Origin of the sequence: Bacillus sp. FSL K6-1338 (assembly GCF_038006965.1) — a bacterium.
GTDB classification, from domain to species: Bacteria; Bacillota; Bacilli; order Bacillales; family Bacillaceae_G; genus Bacillus_A; species Bacillus_A thuringiensis_S.
The window spans coordinates 3,133,559-3,150,732 of sequence record NZ_JBBOWI010000001.1 but is presented as its reverse complement, the minus strand read 5'-3'; the positions used below and the strand labels follow the sequence as shown (position 1 = coordinate 3,150,732).

The window sequence follows — 17,174 nt, the reverse complement described above, 5'->3', positions numbered from 1 at the left end:
ATTTTGATCCTTTCAAATTAGTTACCTAGCTAACTATATACTTTTTTATAATAATTGTCTAGTAATAGACATGTTGATTTATGTAAAAAATTCTTATAGGTTTTATGTTGCGAACGTATATTCTACGTGCTATTCTTTAATTAAGTAAAGAATTTTCTTTCTATTAAATAGAATGGGGGAACTTGTGATGATTAAGCCTGCAACAATGGAGTTTGTTTCACTATCGAACGGAGAAACGATTGCATATCAGGAAGTTGGAAGGCGAAATACAGATATTCTTGTACTCATTCACGGGAACATGACATCGTCACAACATTGGGATTTAGTCATTGAAAAGTTGCAAGATCAATACCATATTTACGCTCTTGATTTAAGAGGGTTTGGACAATCAACGTATAATCGATCGATAGATTCATTACAAGACTTTGCAGAGGATGTAAAATTATTTATCGACGAGTTAAAGCTAGAGAAATTCTCATTAATGGGCTGGTCAATGGGCGGTGGCGTTGCGATGCAATTTACAGCGAATCACCCAAATTTTGTAGAAAAGTTAATTTTAGTAGAATCAGTAGGAATGAAAGGATACCCAATCTTTAAAAAAGATACGAATGGGCAGCCGATTGTATCAAGTTTAGTAAAGACGAAAGAAGAAATTGCGCAAGATCCAGTACAAATCGCTCCAGTATTAGATGCGATAAAAAATATGAACAAACTATATTACCGTACAGTATGGAATCTATTAATATATACACATAATCAACCTGAACCGGACCGTTATGAAAAGTATTTAGATGATATGTTAACGCAACGTAATTTCGTAGATGTGAATTATGCGCTCATTACATTTAATATTTCAGATGAACATAACGGGGTTGTAGAGGGAAGTAAGCAAATTCATCGTATTAAAGCGCCAACACTCGTCATACAAGGTGATAGAGATTATGTCGTACCGCAAGTAGTCGGTGAGGAATTAGCGAAACATTTGCCAAATGCAGAGTTGAAGGTATTAGAAGATTGCGGACACTCACCGTTTATTGATTGTTTAGATGTATTTATAAAACATGTAGAGAATTGGTTAGAACAGAAATAATCCCCGAAATGAGAAGTGTTGCATATACTATAACATTTGTATGTATAAGGGGAGATTATCAATGCATAAACCATCCTTAATCGCTTATTCGCCATATAATCATCATATCTATACAAAAATAATGATAGATCCGATGTATATGCAAGTTTCACCAGCTGTAGTTCCTTTACAAATGCAGCAGCCACTAACAGTTCATATGCAACATTACTTATATGGACCATCATTTTATGAAAATCCATATTTTAAACACTTTCATTACAATGTGAAAGCGCAAGTTTGGGAAGGATAAGATAACAAGCTAAAAGGTTCATTCTTTTAGCTTGTTTTTTATTGCGAATATTCGTACACGCATTTGAAGAAACAGTTTATAATGAAAAGTGGAAGCGTGAGAAGGAGAGGGAAAGGGATGTCAATGCGTTTTACTTTTTGGATTATGGTTGGGATTGTAGCAATCTCGGGTTTGTCACAAGGAATGCTCTTACCTGCCATTGCAATGATTTTTGAACAAGAAGGGGTTAGTTCAAGTATTAATGGTATTCATGCGACGGCATTGTACATTGGGATATTAGTCATTTCGCCGTTTCTTGAAAAACCGATGCAAAGGTTTGGAATGAAGCCGATTATTGTTATAGGTGGGTTTCTCGTTATTATTTCATTATTCTTTTTTACACAAACATTTTCGTTTTGGGTATGGTTTATCCTTAGATTTCTAGTTGGAGTCGGAGATCATATGCTTCATGTCGGAACACAAACATGGATCACGACAACATCGGACCCAAGTAAAATAGGGAGACAAGTATCGATATACGGTGTATTCTTCGGAATTGGTTTTGCCGTTGGTCCGTATTTAGCAAGCACTGTGCAGTACGGTCTTGCGACACCATTTATTATATCTACTGTACTTTGTTTAATAGGTTGGCTTTTACTACTTCCAACAAAAAATGCATTCCCAGCGCAAGATGAAAGAGAAGTGAAGAGTGAATCATCATTTTCTCGTTATAAACAAGTTGTTGGATTAGGATGGATTGCACTGCTAGGTCCACTTGCATATGGCGTACTTGAAGCAATGTTAAACAGTAACTTACCAGTATACGCACTTCGTAAAGGGTGGTCTGTTTCAGATGTATCCTTCTTATTACCAGCATTTGCAGTTGGGGGTATTATTACACAAATTCCGCTCGGTATATTAAGTGACAAATACGGAAGGGACCGTATATTAACGTGGACGTTTAGCATAAGTACGGGAATTTTTCTACTTGCCGCCGTATTTGATCAATATTACTGGATTGTCTTTGCCTGCATGCTTTTAGCGGGTATGGTTATTGGATCGTGTTTCTCTTTAGGGCTTGGATTTATGACTGATTTATTACCGAGACATTTACTACCGGCAGGTAATATATTATCCGGAATCGCTTTTAGTTTAGGAAGTATTATGGGGCCTGTATTAGGCGGCGTATTTATAGAAAAAATACAGTATACAAGCTTTTTTATTGCGGTTATGATTATAATGGGAATTCTAGCAATGTTATATATGGTCTACATGAAGAATCAATTCGCATCAAGAAAAATAGAAAGTAGGTTAGGGCATGACAAAACAACCTAATAAAAAGAAATTTGAAGTACTAGAAAATGAAACAATTACAGACTGCTTAGCACGTATGGAACAAGAAGGCTACGCTCCGTCTCGTCGTATGGAAGAGCCGATCTTTCATGAAGTAAAGAAAGACGGCAAAACAGTAGTTGAGCCGTGCGGTAGGAAGATTGTTTTTGAAGGGAAATTGAAGTAATCCAATAACAAATTCTCTTTATCGTATAGAGCCATCCAATAGCTGGATGGCTTGTTTTTTTATTAATCAATGAAGGAAGGAATTAATTAAAATGAATCTTCCTTTCATTTCTCCTAATTGGCTTCTTTATATGGGTCAAAAGATTGCTACTTTTTTTGTATATTGGTAAAATAAGTTCTTGGGTCTTACTTATCGTTATCGGTATAATGTTTGTCGCTTAACGTAAAGAAATTAGTTACAATGATTCCATAATATTTAAAGGGGGTACAGCAACGATCCCCTCTTTTTGGAGCCACTCACAAACGTAAAGCAAGAGAAGAGGCTATATGAACTATTCTTCTATCTTGTTTAGATTAAACGAGTTACTGCAATTGGAACAGGTAGGTATATGAAACTAGTCGACATCCTGATGGATCATGTTTTTCTAGCAATCTATCAATTCTGATGGAATTGATAGATTGCTAGAGAATGGAAAATGATTATCTGTATATTCCGAAGTAAATGTAACAGAGTGTCCTTCCATAATTAAGGGTAAAACCAAAATACGTTGTTTTAAAGAATGATTTGTTAGAACTGGTTATAAGTAATAAAACAGAAAAGAGGATCACATGTTAGATACTTTACAGAGAAGTAAAAAGTTTTTTTTATTATGTCTTATTTTTTTAGTGCTTTTAACTGCTTGTGGTAATACAGATGTTAAGACATCTAAAGCTTCATTACCACCGGCTGAATCTAATATAGATACATCATTAAAAGCACCAAATTGGGTAGAGAAGAGTCCTATCCAACAGTCTCCTAATTTTACGGAAGATAAAAAAGTAAAATCGGTTGTGAATTTAATAGCAACGGGTGATAATTTATATCATGACGCAGTAATTAAAGATGGCAAACAAAAAGACGGTTCATATGATTATAATTATATTTATGAAAATATCAAAAAAGCTGTTAAATCAAGTGATCTTGCTATCGTGAACCAGGAGACTCCAATTGCAGGAAATAATCTAAAAGTAAAGGGATATCCGACTTTCAATACACCTGAAGAAGTAGGACAATCTTTAGTGGACACTGGATTCAATATAGTGACTCAAGCGACAAATCATGCTATGGATATGGGTATTAAAGGTGTTGCGAATACAAGAGAATACTGGAAGAAATATCCGGATGTTATCCCAGTAGGCATGAATGAGAGTCAAAACGAGCGTAATGAAATAAAAACGATTACAAAAAATGGTATTCGCTTTGCGTTACTAAATTATACATATGGTACGAATGGAATTAAAATTCCGGCTGATAAGTCTTGGGCTTTAAATTTAATTGATAAAAAAGCGATACAAAATGATGTGGAAAAGGCAAAGAGTAGCTCTGATATGGTGATTGTTATGGTGCATTGGGGAGTAGAATATACCTCAACACCTTCAAAGCAACAAAAAGAAGTTGCTCAATATTTAACAGATTTAGGTGTAGATGTAGTAATTGGAAATCATCCACATGTAATTCAACCAATTGAGTGGAAACAAAATAAAGAGGGACATGAAACGCTAATCTATTATTCTCTTGGAAATCTTATTTCTGCGCAAGAAAAATTAGAAACATTGGTTGGAGGATTATCTTATGTACAATTTGTTAAGTATGAAGATAAAACTTTTGGTATACGACAAGCGGCAATCGTACCGACAGTAACCGACTACGCTGATGGTAAGAAACAATTTAAAATTCAATTTTTAAAAGATTATTCGGATGAAGATTCTAAAAAACATGGAATTAAAAAATTTGTCGGCCCCGTTTCTTTGAAGGATTTTAAGGAGATTCCTAGAGACGTGTTGGGAAATTGGTATAAAGACTAATAAACAAAAAGGGAATGAGATACAATTAAAAAATTTATAATTTTAGCATTGGTATTGGCAATGGGATGGAGTCTTGCTGCTTGTAGTGGAAAGCAAACATCTCAGGAAACTACTAATAATAACGATAAAAATAAAAAAGAGATACATGCGAATAAAAAAGATGTTTTATCTATCTCTGATCCTAATGATTGGAGAATTATCCTTGTAAATAGAGAGCATATGTTATCAAAGGAACTAGGAATTGAATTAACAAGTATTACCCAAAATGCTAAGCCGAATATGAAAATAGATAGTAGAATTGCAACTTCCTATCAGGATATGGTAGCAGCTGCAAAAAAAGAGGGAATCAATCTTTATTTAAGATCAGGTTATCGAGCTATAAAATTACAACAAACCTATTATGATGCTTCAGTTAAAAGCTATAAATCTCAAGGCTTGTCGGATAAAGAGGCTAGTGCTAAGGCGTTGGAATATCTTCAGTATCCTGGTGCAAGTGAACATCATACTGGATTAGCGTTAGACATTATTTCAGTTGAATGGCAGAATACTGTAGAAGATTTAAATGCAAAATTTGAAACTACCGATGCATTCAAATGGTTAGATAAGAATGCTGCAGAGTATGGATTTACTCTCCGCTATCCAAAAGATAAAGAGAATATTACTGGCATTAAGTATGAGCCATGGCACTATCGTTATGTAGGAAAAGAAGTTGCTGTTTATCTAAAAGAAAAAGGGTTAACTTTAGAAGAATATAACGAAAAAATTAAGTCTGGTAAGTAAAAATATGCTTTAATTTTATTAAACATTATGCACTGCTACAGGAAAAGGTGAATCTGAGGATGTGTTAACCTTCCGCCTAGTATTGTAAAAACTGAGTATGATAATTTGAGCACGTATGAACCAGTTATCGTGTAAAAAGATGTATGTATTAAGAAATTAAAGTTAAGGATCTGATATTCATATCAGATCCTTTTTCTATCGTTCTTTTAAGAGCGACTGAGCCAAAATATTGGAATGAATATAGAAACAAAACAGCCAAAGGAATAGTATAACGAATCAGGGAGTCTACTCGTACGCTTCATTGGGATTATCCAGAAATAGTTGTTGATGAAATAAGAAAGAACTGGTCTTACTCTCAAGCAAGGATTTAATACGAATGAATTGGATAAAAGGTAGTAATAAAAAACACTGCGCCTGGCAGTGTTTTTTATTATTTCTGCACATAAATACATAGTCATATTGATTAAAGTTTCACTTTATTGAAGAAAAATGCGAAAGCCATTCATAAAATATGGAAATGTTAAAATCCCTTTGATAAAATAGCAATATGTAAAAATAATTATTTGTTAATTCTTAATGTAATGAATATTCATGTTTAAATATACGAATTTAACTACATAGTTATTGTGCTAAAGGGGGAGAAAGATGTTAGATGAATTGTACAATGCTTTTTTAAATGCGTCTGGTTTTACAGAAAGTGCGAGGAAACGAGATCGGTATGATGATTTACATGATTATTTAAAAGATAAAGAAAGAGAGTTAAAGCAATTCATTCAAGAGGCTGAATCAGCGAAGAGAGAGTATGAGAGTAAAAGTAATGGTTTAGAAGCTAATAAAATTCCGGCAGTTGAATTTGAACAAAAACGTCATGAAAAGGATGAAGACTTAAATACAGTATTATCCTATTTTAAAAGTGCATTAAGCGATATTGGATCTGCAAAAAGTACAGCTTATGCAAAGTATTTGGAATATAAAGCGAAAGCAGAATCGGAGAAAGCGTCAGCATACGCTGCAGCGACCAAGGCTTTTGAAGAAAAGAAAAAGGAATTTGAAAACTTTATCCATTAAGCATACAAAGAATGGAGGGAACGAACATGAGTGGTAAAGAGGTTGAAATTATAGGAAGTAACACTGCAAGTGCCATTTCTTACGCACAAAACATTGAAAATGGTATGAAGGATTCTTTAAACCAAGCGAAAGACTTAAAAGCATATGTCACAGGTGCGAAATGGAATGGAAAAACGCGAGATGCTTTTTTAAGTTACCTTGATTTGATCATTCAATATAATTCAGAAATGGTAGAGGCATTTGAAGGGCATACGAAAGCTTTGAAAGAGTTAGATAAAAGCATTCAAACGTACGGAGATAGATCGGAAGTAAGGGCGATAAAACAATTGTGATGGAGAAACGAGGGATAAAAGAATGGGGAAAGAAATGAGTTTTGCACCTGCTGAATTATATGTTCTCGCAGGTGCAGCTGGGGTTACCGATATATTTGGATTGCCAAACCGTGACGCAATTATTTTACTTGATGCAGAATGTGTCACGAAAGCAACTACGAGTTTAAAAGAAAAAGGCCTACTTACAAGTGAAAATGGAATTACCCCTGCAGCTTTTCAAATAATTGAACTATTAAAGGAATATGAAAATTGTCATGAATACACGAGAATGAATAATGTATTAATTGGCTTTTTAAAAGAGGATAAAGACCGAGTGGCTGTATTAACAGAAATAGAACCAAATAAAAAATACGAGATCGACTACATACCAAAACCGGACGTATATTTTTCATTATTAACACGCATACCCTTCTTATTGAGAGAACCGAGAGAAATAGAAGATACATTTTTCTCAAAGAGAATGACAGAGGCAGAACAACAAACATTTGAGGAAAAAGATTTATCAAATAAAGACGTTATAGCGATAGAAACGTATACGAGGCCTCGAAGTAATAGAGGAGGAAAATGGGAATGTTTCTTATATTTCACTGAAGGAGAAGATTTCGTTCAAATAGATGTAGATCGTAATCGATATGACTGGGTGAGCCTCTATGCGGTTAATAAGAAATTGTATGACGTGTTAAAAATGCCATATAAAAAGTTAATTGACCCGAGACAATTCTCGTTAGGAGGTATTCAATAATGCAAGTATCAATGGGAGATAGTGGTTCTGGTGGTGGAGAAGAAGTATTAGTTAATTTTCAAGAACTACTAGATATAGTAATGAAGTTAGAAAATATATATAAAATCCATGTAGACGTCATTGGAACGAATATTGAGAGTTTATTAAGCTGTGATTTTTATCAAAAAGGTGAAGCGATGAGAGTAATTGAAAAATATCCTGATATATTACACAAAACACTAGAATTGGCTGAACACTATTCTAGGTCAGCGACAGTTGTAGGGAATGTATGTGTAGAAATGCTTGAAAAGGACGAACAATTACGTGAAATATTAAGTAAGTTGTAGAAATCACCATACGGCTGGGGGGATGAAAACGAGATGGATGTGAAATATAGACCTGAACCATGGCAAAACATGGGAGATGGTATGAATCGAATTACAAAAGATGCACTCATGAAATTACGGGAAGCAAATGAATCATTAAAAAGAATTGATGGAAGAATACGAGATTTAGACTCGGATGGTAGTATACATTTTAATCCTAAAGATCAATCGCAAAAAATCGGGGAATTACTTGATAGTTATACGACATTACAAAAATATTGCGGAGAAGCAGGGCGATTAGTCTCTGAACATATAGATAAACCTTTTTTAGTAGAAATGGATAAATTCGCTCAAAAAGTGAGAGATACATCTATTCTCAGTTTTGAAACAAATAACCGAATTGGCTCCACAACAACGACAGTATTACCAGGTGCGCATGCAGGCTACGGAAGTGTACCACAAACAATACAGAAGAAGAAAGATAAAATAACAGTAGAAGATATTTTTAGAGATTCTCCTGCATTTGATAACGTACTTAGGGCAGAATACAAAGAACTAAAAAAACAAAATCCAGATGCAAAATTAAATTATGAAGAATACAAGAAAGTAGTCCCATCCACACGAGGATTTGAATACAAATCGATAGAAGATGAACAGAAAAAACTAGAAATGGTGCGAGACATAGGAATAGGCGTAGGAATCATCATCACAACAATCCTTTGTCCACCACTCGGGGCCGCTGCCGCAGTAGTATACGGAGGTGTACAAATAAAAAGCGGTATCGACGGAGAAGACTGGGGAACACATAGGAAATTGAGCCAAGAAGAGCGGGTAGGAAACATCATTTTTGGCGGATTAGATGCAATCCCAGTTGTTGGAGCAGTAGGAAAAGGAGTAAAAGGATTCAAAGGCACGAGTGAATTAGCTGATTTAGCCAAATTATTAAAATTCAAAGAAGGAATGCCTGGTTTTAATCCAAATTTGGGTAAAAATGTGGTACAATCGCTTAAGGAAAATAAGACTTTAAAAAATGCACTAGATGCTATGAAAAATACTCCTATTCCAGTAGCAGTTAGGACGGTGGATACTGGAATAGGAATGAAGCTTCCTTATATAGAATCTTCAACTGTTGGAGAAGTAGCCGGAAAGTTTTCAAAGGCAAGTACGGCAGCTAAGGATGATGCTTATCAACTTGCTAAGGGTAGTGGAGGGGTTAAGGGTACGGGTGAAGCTACTAGACTTATTCCAGGTACCCCTGGAAAGGTTACAGGAGGTAGTTCTACAAAATTAGGGCAAAATTTATTGGAATCCATGGGGCTTCCACGTTCTGCATCACGGAAAGGATATCAGGCGCAACATATAATACCTAAAAATTTAAGAAATCATCCGGTATTAAAGAAAATTGGAATGGATATGGATCATGCTGATAACGGGATATTTTTACCGATACCAGCAAAAGATCCAAGTGCTTTGTCTAGGCATAGAGGATTTCATAGTGTATATAATAATGTGGTTAAAGATCAGTTAGATAAATTAAATATCAATCAAAGTATTAAGGAGTTGGAACAACAAGTATTTGAATTGCAACAAAAATTAAAAAAAGGTACAGAAAGTGGCTTGCCATTATACAAATCAAAGGTATTAGAAATTGGTATTGAGAAGTTTTACAAAACAAAATTAAATGAAGAAATAAAGATTTGGCAAAGAGGTGGCGGTGCTACTGAAGAACTTTGGGAAAGGTGGATAAATAAATGAAGTACGGAAAAAACACTCAATTAGTCGAAGAGGTTATTAATTTTATTACAAATTTACAACTTTTTCATAATGAAAACCTTCTAAATCGTGATGTTGTTATGGTTAATGAGTATGAAAGAGCACAAGAATTGGCATGGTCTCAAGATTTGGATGAGGTTGAAAACGTTTGGGAAGATATTAAATCCTCAGAAGGTGGGGAAATAATAGGACAATTATATGAGCATGATTTAAACTCTATGGAGCGTCCTATAAGGGAGATTATTCAATCATCTGAGAACTATCCAGGTGATTTTGTATTACAATATATTGATATTTTTGAAGAAATAATTGGAGATTTACATATGTGTGCACTAAATCGTTTAGTAAATGGAAAAGTTGATAATTTTTATGAAAGAATCTTTGAGGTTTATAAGCTTGGGGGATGGCCTTGTGGATGGGAAGGTGAATATCCACAAGGGAGAATAATTGTATATTCACCAGATAAAAAATAAAGTATATTTGTAGTGGAAAGAAAAACAATAAGTGGTTTAAAAGTAGAGACCCATGATGGTTGTACCATCATGGAGTATTACGTACAATGATAGAACAGAAAACGAGGTGCGAGCTTAGGTGAGATGACATTTTACCGAAAGATGAATATAAACGCATGGAAGAGACATAAAATTAACGAACTCGTACAAGCTCGTTAGTTTTAAATTAATATTTGTCACGATATATATAAGGTGTCATACTATTATTATAAAACTTATAAATTAAAGCTACTTAAAAACAGATGAACTTAAAGCGCTTGATTGTCAATTATGGCAACAAGTGCTTTTTTGCATTTTAGAGTAGAAATAAGTTGGTAAACGTATAATTTTATAAATGTATTAAGTGTTAAATTTTATAAACTGTAGTGGCTTTGTACAGTGTACGACACTACTAGAGAAAAAACTATTGTAAAAATAAAGGGTTGTATTATGTTTTGAAGTCATCGTAAAGTACGTTTTAACGGATTTACGTTACGAACACGTTATCCGCAAAAAAACGGATAAACGTTACAGGGACTCAAATTACTGTAACGGGAGGGGATTTATGAGGGGAAAGAAAGTAGTTGGTTACATACGAGTTTCAACGGAAGGACAAGTACGTGATGGGTATAGTTTAGCGTATCAAATAGAAGAGATTGAACGTTACTGTAACGAAAATAATTTAGAACTACTTCGTGTGTATGAAGATAGAGGATTAAGCGGAGCGACTGTTGATGAAGAGGGATTAACAGTTGAACGTGATGGACTACAAGAGCTATTGTCCGATATGGCGTATAAACAAGTAAGCTATGTTGTTGTGTTGAATACATCACGATTGTGGCGCTCTGATATGGCGAAAGTATTGATACAACGAGAACTAAAGAAACATGAAGTAGATGTGAAGGCAATTGAACAATCAAGCTATAGTATTTACACACATGATCCAAATGACTTTTTGGTGAATGGCATGTTAGAACTATTAGACCAATATCAAAGACTTGAAATTGCATTGAAGTTAAGTAGAGGTAGAAAGAAGAAGGCTGAACGAGGTGGATATGCAGGTGGTGGCGTACTTTTTGGCTACAAGGCCAAAAAAGGACAAAAGGTGTTAGAAGTAGATGCTGGGAAAGCAGTAGTTGTACGTAGACTATTTGAGTTAAGACACATTTTTAAACATTGGTCACTTACCCAATTGGCAGAACAATTGAATGTAGAAGGCTACTGCACAGCGAAAGGTAAACAATTTACGAAAGTACAAGTGAAACGCATGTTAGATAGAGAGAATTTTTATCGTGGCATGTATAAATACGGGAAAATACAAACAAAAGGACAACATGCAGCAATTATTTTATAAACTCACTTAAAAAATTAGCTCATTTTACTATACATACTACTAAAGAGATGAAAAATGGATAGGCTTGCGTACCTATGCGCATCGAAAGATGAACGCTCGAACTAAGGTTGCCGACATTTTTGTATATGACTAAATCATTGAATAGAGGGATGAGTTATGCATAATAGACAGAACTATTTGTATGTAGGAGTAGATTTACATAAGGAGTATCATACGGCTGTTATTATTAATTGTTGGCAAGAGAAATTAGGAGAAATACAATTTGAGAATAAACCATCTGCATTTTCGAAGTTTTTATTAGAAGTAGAGACATATGTGAGTGATGGTTTATCAGTTGTATTTGGTTTAGAGGATGTTGGCGGTTATGGAAGAGCATTAGCGAAATATTTAGTAGATCATGAACAAGTAGTGAAAGAAGTAAATCCAGCTTTATCATTTTTAGAACGAAAGAGCCAAGTGATGATACAAAAAAATGATAGTTGGGATGCGGAATGCGTAGCCCGTATACTAATAAATAAGTTAAATCAATTACCAGATGCAAAGCCAAACGATTTATTTTGGTCGATACAACAACTAGTTTCAAGAAGGAATGCATTAGTAAAAGCACAAAGTGCATTAAAGAACCAACTACATATTCAATTAAACCATCATTATCCAAGCTATAAAAAGTTTTTCTCAGAGTTAGATGGAAAAACAGCATTAGCATTTTGGCAGCAATATCCGTCACCCTCTTGTTTAGAGGGGGCTAATATAAAGCAATTAACAGCTTTTTTATTAGATGTTAGCAACAATACATGTTCAGTAAAGAAAGCAAGCGAAATATTAAAACTTGTAAAAGAAGATGGACAAACAATGAAAGAGTATCAGGAAACGCGAGATTTTTTAGTAAGAAGTATTGTAAGGGACATTGAGTTTAAAAAGAAGGAAATGAAATACATCGAAAGAGAATTAAACCAGCTAGTAAAACTACTAGATTATCAATTAGAGACGATGCCGGGAATAGAACTTGTGACGGCATCGGCATTAATTGCAGAAATTGGGGATGTAAGGCGATTTTCAAATGCCAATAAATTAGCACGATTTGCGGGGATTGCACCTGTTTACTTTGGTTCTGGTGGGAAAGGTAAGACACACAAAAGCAAACAAGGAAACAGGGCGCTACACGCTTTATTTTATAATTTAGCAGTACAGCAAGTGCAAGTAGCAAAAGGGAGTAAGATGCCACGAAATCCAGTGTTTCATGCGTACTATCAAAAGAAGCTTAAAGAAGGAAAAACAAAAGGACAAGCATTGGTATGTATTATGAGAAGGCTTGTAAACATTGTATATGGCATGATGAAATATAAAACAGCTTATGAATTGCCGGTAGTGGAAGAAAAAGAAGTAGTTTAATAAGGTTTTACATGGTTTGCTTTTTTATTGTGAGGGTTTAAGATTACAACATAGGGTACGGGTGAGACTCCTAAGATAACTGAAATAAAAGAGAAAGATCTTGGGAAGCACATTGTTAAAGGAAAAAATGGAAGGAAAGAACTTGCGCCAAACGTACGTTATATCACTGAGGATGGTTATAAATATACAACAGATGAGCTTGGTAGAATAGTAGATGTTGAGGCGGAAGGATTAATACTTCAAAAAGGAAAACGAAACACAGGAATGCAAGTGGCTGCAGGAAGAGAAGATAGATTGCCTGATGATGATGGTGGGCACTTGATAGGGACGCAATTCCATGGATCCGGTGATATTGATAATTTAATCGCTCAAAATAAACAAATTAATCGTTCGGGTGGAGAATGGTATAATATGGAGAAAGAATGGGCTAATGCATTAGGTGGGAAGCCTCCTAAAAAAGTATCAGTAAAAATTGAACCAGTATACTTAGGTTCATCGCTAAGACCAAACTCATTTAAAATAAAATACCAAATTGAAGGCCAACGTAAGGTAATACGTGAAATACTTAATAAAACAGGAGGTTGATGTAAAAGTGTTCGAATTAGAATTAAATAAAATCTATCAAAATATAGCGCAAAAAATAAATGATACAATTCCCGTAGAATGGGATATCTTTTATTTTAATGCAGAGATTTATAACCAAGAGGGTGGGGTATTATTCTTTTTCAATACCCCAGATAGATCGGATGAATATATATATTCCCATGATATACCAGATGTATTTAATGTGAGTGAAAAAGAATATGATAAGACATATGATGAATTATTTCATTTAAGTGTAGAGTTACAGGAAATATTTATAAAAAATAATCAGGAACCTTGGTATTCTTTTGATATGATTGTGACATCTGAGGGGAAAGTAAAAATTCATTATGGGTATACTAAATGGTATCAATCTACTTTTGGACCGAATGACCGAGTGGATTATTTTGAATATAAATATTTAGGGAAGAAACCTAGTAATGAAAATGAGCGAAGAAAATTCGAAGAGATGAAAGAATATGAAGAGCAAAATAAATCTTAAAATATTTTTTTGTTAAATTAAGGAATGTATTATTAGCGAGTAAATATGTAAAATATCCAAATTAACTAGCTTTAGTTGGACTATTGAAAGAAGAATAGTGACGGATTAATGTTACTTATAGAACATATGAAGTTAAAGCACTTTATTGTCTACTTGAGGCAACGAGTGCTTTTTTAATAGATAAACATGCTGTAAATTTTTAGAAATTATTTTTTATGAATTCAGGCTAACAAAAATTACAAGTATTATATAATTGAAATTAAACTAGCAAAAGGTGTGGACTCCGTAACCCCATTCGCTAAAGGTGTAGAAATAATGCCAGATGGAAGTGTCGTTAGATCTGGAACGAACTATAGCGGAAAATTCCAAGAAGCCCATGATGCCTCAAAGGCGAGTATTCAGAGTAGGATCTCGAATTTGGAGAGTGGTGGGGTTAAGGGTACGGGTGAAGGACCTGTAAAAGTAAACTATGGAGAACAATATGCTAGGGAAAAACGTAAAAAGATATTAAAGCCAAATGTTGAGTATACAAGTAAAGAAGGATATACATATACAACAGATAGTCAAGGGCGTGTTGCAAGTTGCGAGGGTAGCCTTCAATTAGGTGATGGTAAGCGGAATAACTACGCTCAGAGAGTGGTAGGTGGGAATGACCGTTTGGATGATGATGACGGCGGACATTTAATTGCAACTATATTTAAAGGCTCTGGTAATATGGATAATATAGTTCCAATGAATAGTAACTTAAACAGAGGAGAATGGAAAAAACTAGAGAATGAATGGGCTAATGCTCTTAATGATGGTGATAAAGTTAGGGTGAAAATAACGCCGAATTATAGCGGGAATTCAAAACGTCCAGACAGTTTTGTTATTAGATATAAAATTGGTGATGAAGATAGATGGAGATTAAAGAATTTTGATAATGTACCAGGAGGAAAATTAGATGAATGATGAAAAATTAAGCAAGTTATACAATGAAATAGCAGAGGTTGTAATTGATACAATTCCAGAGAAGTGGTTTAAGGTTTACCTGTATGGTGAGGTTGGGGAAGGTGCTCAAGAATCATATTTTTATTACTACCCTGAAGAGAATAGTACTCCTATTTACAGTCATAGTATTTTTGAACTCTTTAATGTCCCAGAAGAAGAATATTTTAAGAAGTGGCATCGTTTGTTAGATTGTATTAAGAGAAGGAAGAAAGAGTTTATTGATAATGATCAAGAAGCTTGGACAAATTTCACTATGATTTTTGATAATACAGGAAAGTTTAATATTGACTTTAATTATGATGACCTTTCAGATGAAAATTCCCACGAGAGAATGATTATTTGGGAATATGAACATCTTGGTCTTATGCCTAAAAGTAATTCAGGGAAAAAATACTTAGAAAAGCATCTTAAAAATCTTGAAGATACAAAAAATTGAGTGCAATACCATATATGATAAAAGTTTATAGTGGTTTAACGTAAACATGCATAAGCATATATGAGAAGTGGGTAGAAAAAGAAATGGCTATTTTGAAGAGTAAACTCCATGATGGTTGTACCATCATGGAGTACTATGTACAATGATAGAAAAGAAAAAGAAGTACGAGCTTTGGCGAGATGACATTTTACTGGGTGCTGAATATAGACACATGGAATATATATTAAACTAACGAACTTGTACAAACTCGTAAGTTTTAACGTAGTAGTTGTTACCACATATAAAAGGTGTCATACTGTTACTACAAAACTTACAAATTTATGCTACTTAAAAACATATGAACTTAAAGCACTTGATTGTCAATTAAAGGCAACGAGTGCTTTTTTGCGTTTTAGCGTAGAAATAATGTGGTACAATCGCTTAAGGAAAATAACACTTTAAAGAATACACTAGATGCTATGAAAAATACTCCTATTCCAGTAGCAGTTAGGACGGTGGATACTGGAATAGGAATGAAGCTTCCTTATATAGAATCTTCAACTGTTGGAGAAGTAGCTGGAAAGTTTTCAAAGGCAAGTACGGCAGCTATGACGCTTATCAACTTGCTAAGGGTACGGGTAAAAATCCAGAAATAGTGAAATTTACAGAGGAACAATTATCTACTAAACCCTTATATTCTAGAAATCCTGAAAAATGGCAGAAAAAAGGTGGGAAAATCGAAATTAGTGAGGAAGGAATATGGACTTATATTGATTGGGAGATTCCTCCAAATCGAGTTTCTTATCCTGGAGGTTTTCCCAACTTTAAATCTGCTGGGTTGGTAAGACAAGAAGTTCCGATAGGTGAATTTAATAGATATGACATTGATTTTGCTAAAGCTGATGAATTAGCTCCAAATGGACCAAAATTAGATGAAAACACATGGCACCATCATCAAGATTTAACAACAATGCAAGAAGTTAGTAAAGAGATACACAGAAGATTTCGACATATGGGTGGAATGTCATTAGCTAAGAAGTTAAAAGATTAAATAGGAGTGAAATAAATGAATTTAAATGCTTTTGGTAAAGCAACTGAAGAATCAATTGAAGAATTAGAAGAGTTTTTAGGATTTTTACTTCCGGAAGATTATAAAAAATTTTTAAGTGAATATAACGGAGGGACTTCGAAAGTTAGGTATAGTAAATTTTTTGTTAAAGAATTAAATCAGGAAATCCCTTTAGATGTTTTGTATGGTATAGGTGTAACAAAAACTTTTGATTTAAGTGAATGCTATGAAGAGTTTGAAGAAGATATGTTACCGACCAGTTTAATCATAGGAGATGATCCGAATTCAGGGTTAATTGTACTTATTACAGATACTGAAAACCATGGTGTATATTATTGGGATCACTCTTTTTATTTTCCACAGTCTAGTGAAGAAGAAAATACGTATAAAATAGCTGATAGCTTTAAGGATTTTATTAATGGATTGAAGAATCCTTAATTACCAGCTTTTGTATGTTGTAATTAATAATTTAAGATATTAAGCAAATATACGAAATGGGTTACAGTAACTTTATAAATGCTAAAACTATACTTTATACATGAGAATGCTAAAAAATGTGGTACTTGGTTAAAGATAACAATCATATATGTAGATGAATAGAAAATAAAGTGTATTTGCAGTGGAAAAAAAGTAGGCTATTAAAAAGTGCATACTTCAA

At 34.1% G+C, this 17,174-nt stretch carries 20 protein-coding genes and 1 pseudogene; all 21 read left to right on the top strand.

Features of this window, described 5'->3' with window-relative positions:
- Positions 1–187 precede the first annotated feature (187 nt).
- The 21 genes and pseudogenes from phaZ (at position 188) to NZ044_RS16080 (ending at position 16,954) form a co-directional block, all read left to right on the top strand.
- Entirely contained in the window at positions 188–1,090 is a 903-nt protein-coding gene (phaZ, locus tag NZ044_RS16180; RefSeq protein ID WP_000594887.1) for an intracellular short-chain-length polyhydroxyalkanoate depolymerase, read from the top strand.
- A gap of 61 nt (positions 1,091–1,151) precedes the next feature.
- On the top strand, positions 1,152–1,379 hold the full coding sequence (locus NZ044_RS16175; protein ID WP_000549501.1) for a hypothetical protein: 228 nt from the start codon (positions 1,152–1,154) through the stop codon (positions 1,377–1,379).
- 117 nt (positions 1,380–1,496) lie between these two features.
- Positions 1,497–2,693, top strand: coding sequence for an MFS transporter (locus tag NZ044_RS16170; protein ID WP_000062804.1), 1,197 nt, complete (start codon positions 1,497–1,499; stop codon positions 2,691–2,693).
- A complete protein-coding gene (locus tag NZ044_RS16165; RefSeq protein ID WP_000166303.1) occupies positions 2,677–2,877 on the top strand; it encodes an NETI motif-containing protein in 201 nt (66 codons plus the stop codon). The genes NZ044_RS16170 and NZ044_RS16165 overlap by 17 nt, the downstream gene beginning before the upstream one ends.
- A 608-nt stretch (positions 2,878–3,485) precedes the next feature.
- Positions 3,486–4,721 (top strand): CapA family protein, encoded by a 1,236-nt coding sequence (locus NZ044_RS16160; protein ID WP_098506650.1) that lies wholly within the window; start codon positions 3,486–3,488, stop codon positions 4,719–4,721.
- A 48-nt stretch (positions 4,722–4,769) separates the two neighbouring features.
- A complete protein-coding gene (locus NZ044_RS16155) occupies positions 4,770–5,501 on the top strand; it encodes a M15 family metallopeptidase (RefSeq protein WP_098506649.1) in 732 nt (243 codons plus the stop codon).
- 645 nt (positions 5,502–6,146) lie between these two features.
- Positions 6,147–6,569 carry a hypothetical protein gene (locus tag NZ044_RS16150; RefSeq protein WP_000883462.1) on the top strand — a complete coding sequence of 141 codons (423 nt, stop codon included), beginning with the start codon at positions 6,147–6,149 and terminating at the stop codon, positions 6,567–6,569.
- Positions 6,570–6,595: 26 nt separating this feature from the next.
- Complete coding sequence (locus tag NZ044_RS16145) at positions 6,596–6,901, top strand: WXG100 family type VII secretion target (RefSeq protein WP_000014538.1); 306 nt, start codon at positions 6,596–6,598, stop codon at positions 6,899–6,901.
- A 22-nt stretch (positions 6,902–6,923) separates the two neighbouring features.
- Positions 6,924–7,643 (top strand): DUF5081 family protein, encoded by a 720-nt coding sequence (locus NZ044_RS16140; RefSeq protein WP_000514121.1) that lies wholly within the window; start codon positions 6,924–6,926, stop codon positions 7,641–7,643.
- Positions 7,643–7,969 carry a hypothetical protein gene (locus tag NZ044_RS16135; protein ID WP_001198201.1) on the top strand — a complete coding sequence of 109 codons (327 nt, stop codon included), beginning with the start codon at positions 7,643–7,645 and terminating at the stop codon, positions 7,967–7,969. The genes NZ044_RS16140 and NZ044_RS16135 overlap by 1 nt, the downstream gene beginning before the upstream one ends.
- Before the next feature lie 33 nt (positions 7,970–8,002).
- Positions 8,003–9,703 carry an AHH domain-containing protein gene (locus NZ044_RS16130; RefSeq protein WP_098506648.1) on the top strand — a complete coding sequence of 567 codons (1,701 nt, stop codon included), beginning with the start codon at positions 8,003–8,005 and terminating at the stop codon, positions 9,701–9,703.
- Complete coding sequence (locus NZ044_RS16125; protein WP_000873545.1) at positions 9,700–10,194, top strand: hypothetical protein; 495 nt, start codon at positions 9,700–9,702, stop codon at positions 10,192–10,194. The genes NZ044_RS16130 and NZ044_RS16125 overlap by 4 nt, the downstream gene beginning before the upstream one ends.
- Before the next feature lie 583 nt (positions 10,195–10,777).
- Positions 10,778–11,566 (top strand): recombinase family protein, encoded by a 789-nt coding sequence (locus tag NZ044_RS16120; protein WP_098506647.1) that lies wholly within the window; start codon positions 10,778–10,780, stop codon positions 11,564–11,566.
- Between the two features lie 156 nt (positions 11,567–11,722).
- Positions 11,723–12,958, top strand: coding sequence for an IS110 family transposase (locus NZ044_RS16115; RefSeq protein WP_000551904.1), 1,236 nt, complete (start codon positions 11,723–11,725; stop codon positions 12,956–12,958).
- A gap of 75 nt (positions 12,959–13,033) precedes the next feature.
- On the top strand, positions 13,034–13,543 hold the full coding sequence (locus tag NZ044_RS16110; protein ID WP_079997227.1) for a DNA/RNA non-specific endonuclease: 510 nt from the start codon (positions 13,034–13,036) through the stop codon (positions 13,541–13,543).
- A 7-nt stretch (positions 13,544–13,550) separates the two neighbouring features.
- The gene (locus tag NZ044_RS16105) at positions 13,551–14,042 is read left to right on the top strand and encodes an immunity protein YezG family protein (RefSeq protein WP_000462360.1); all 492 of its coding nucleotides are present in this window, start codon (positions 13,551–13,553) and stop codon (positions 14,040–14,042) included.
- A gap of 276 nt (positions 14,043–14,318) precedes the next feature.
- Positions 14,319–14,993, top strand: a complete 675-nt coding sequence (locus tag NZ044_RS16100) for a DNA/RNA non-specific endonuclease (RefSeq protein ID WP_340949857.1) — start codon at positions 14,319–14,321, stop codon at positions 14,991–14,993.
- On the top strand, positions 14,986–15,468 hold the full coding sequence (locus tag NZ044_RS16095; protein WP_000997351.1) for an antitoxin YezG family protein: 483 nt from the start codon (positions 14,986–14,988) through the stop codon (positions 15,466–15,468). Before NZ044_RS16100 ends, NZ044_RS16095 begins: the two co-directional genes overlap by 8 nt.
- A gap of 404 nt (positions 15,469–15,872) precedes the next feature.
- Positions 15,873–16,090: pseudogene (locus tag NZ044_RS16090) on the top strand (DNA/RNA non-specific endonuclease); the annotation flags it as partial.
- A 12-nt stretch (positions 16,091–16,102) separates the two neighbouring features.
- The gene (locus NZ044_RS16085) at positions 16,103–16,498 is read left to right on the top strand and encodes an HNH endonuclease (RefSeq protein ID WP_000673073.1); all 396 of its coding nucleotides are present in this window, start codon (positions 16,103–16,105) and stop codon (positions 16,496–16,498) included.
- 15 nt (positions 16,499–16,513) lie between these two features.
- The gene (locus NZ044_RS16080) at positions 16,514–16,954 is read left to right on the top strand and encodes an SMI1/KNR4 family protein (protein WP_001052205.1); all 441 of its coding nucleotides are present in this window, start codon (positions 16,514–16,516) and stop codon (positions 16,952–16,954) included.
- The last annotated feature ends 220 nt before the right edge of the window (positions 16,955–17,174 follow it).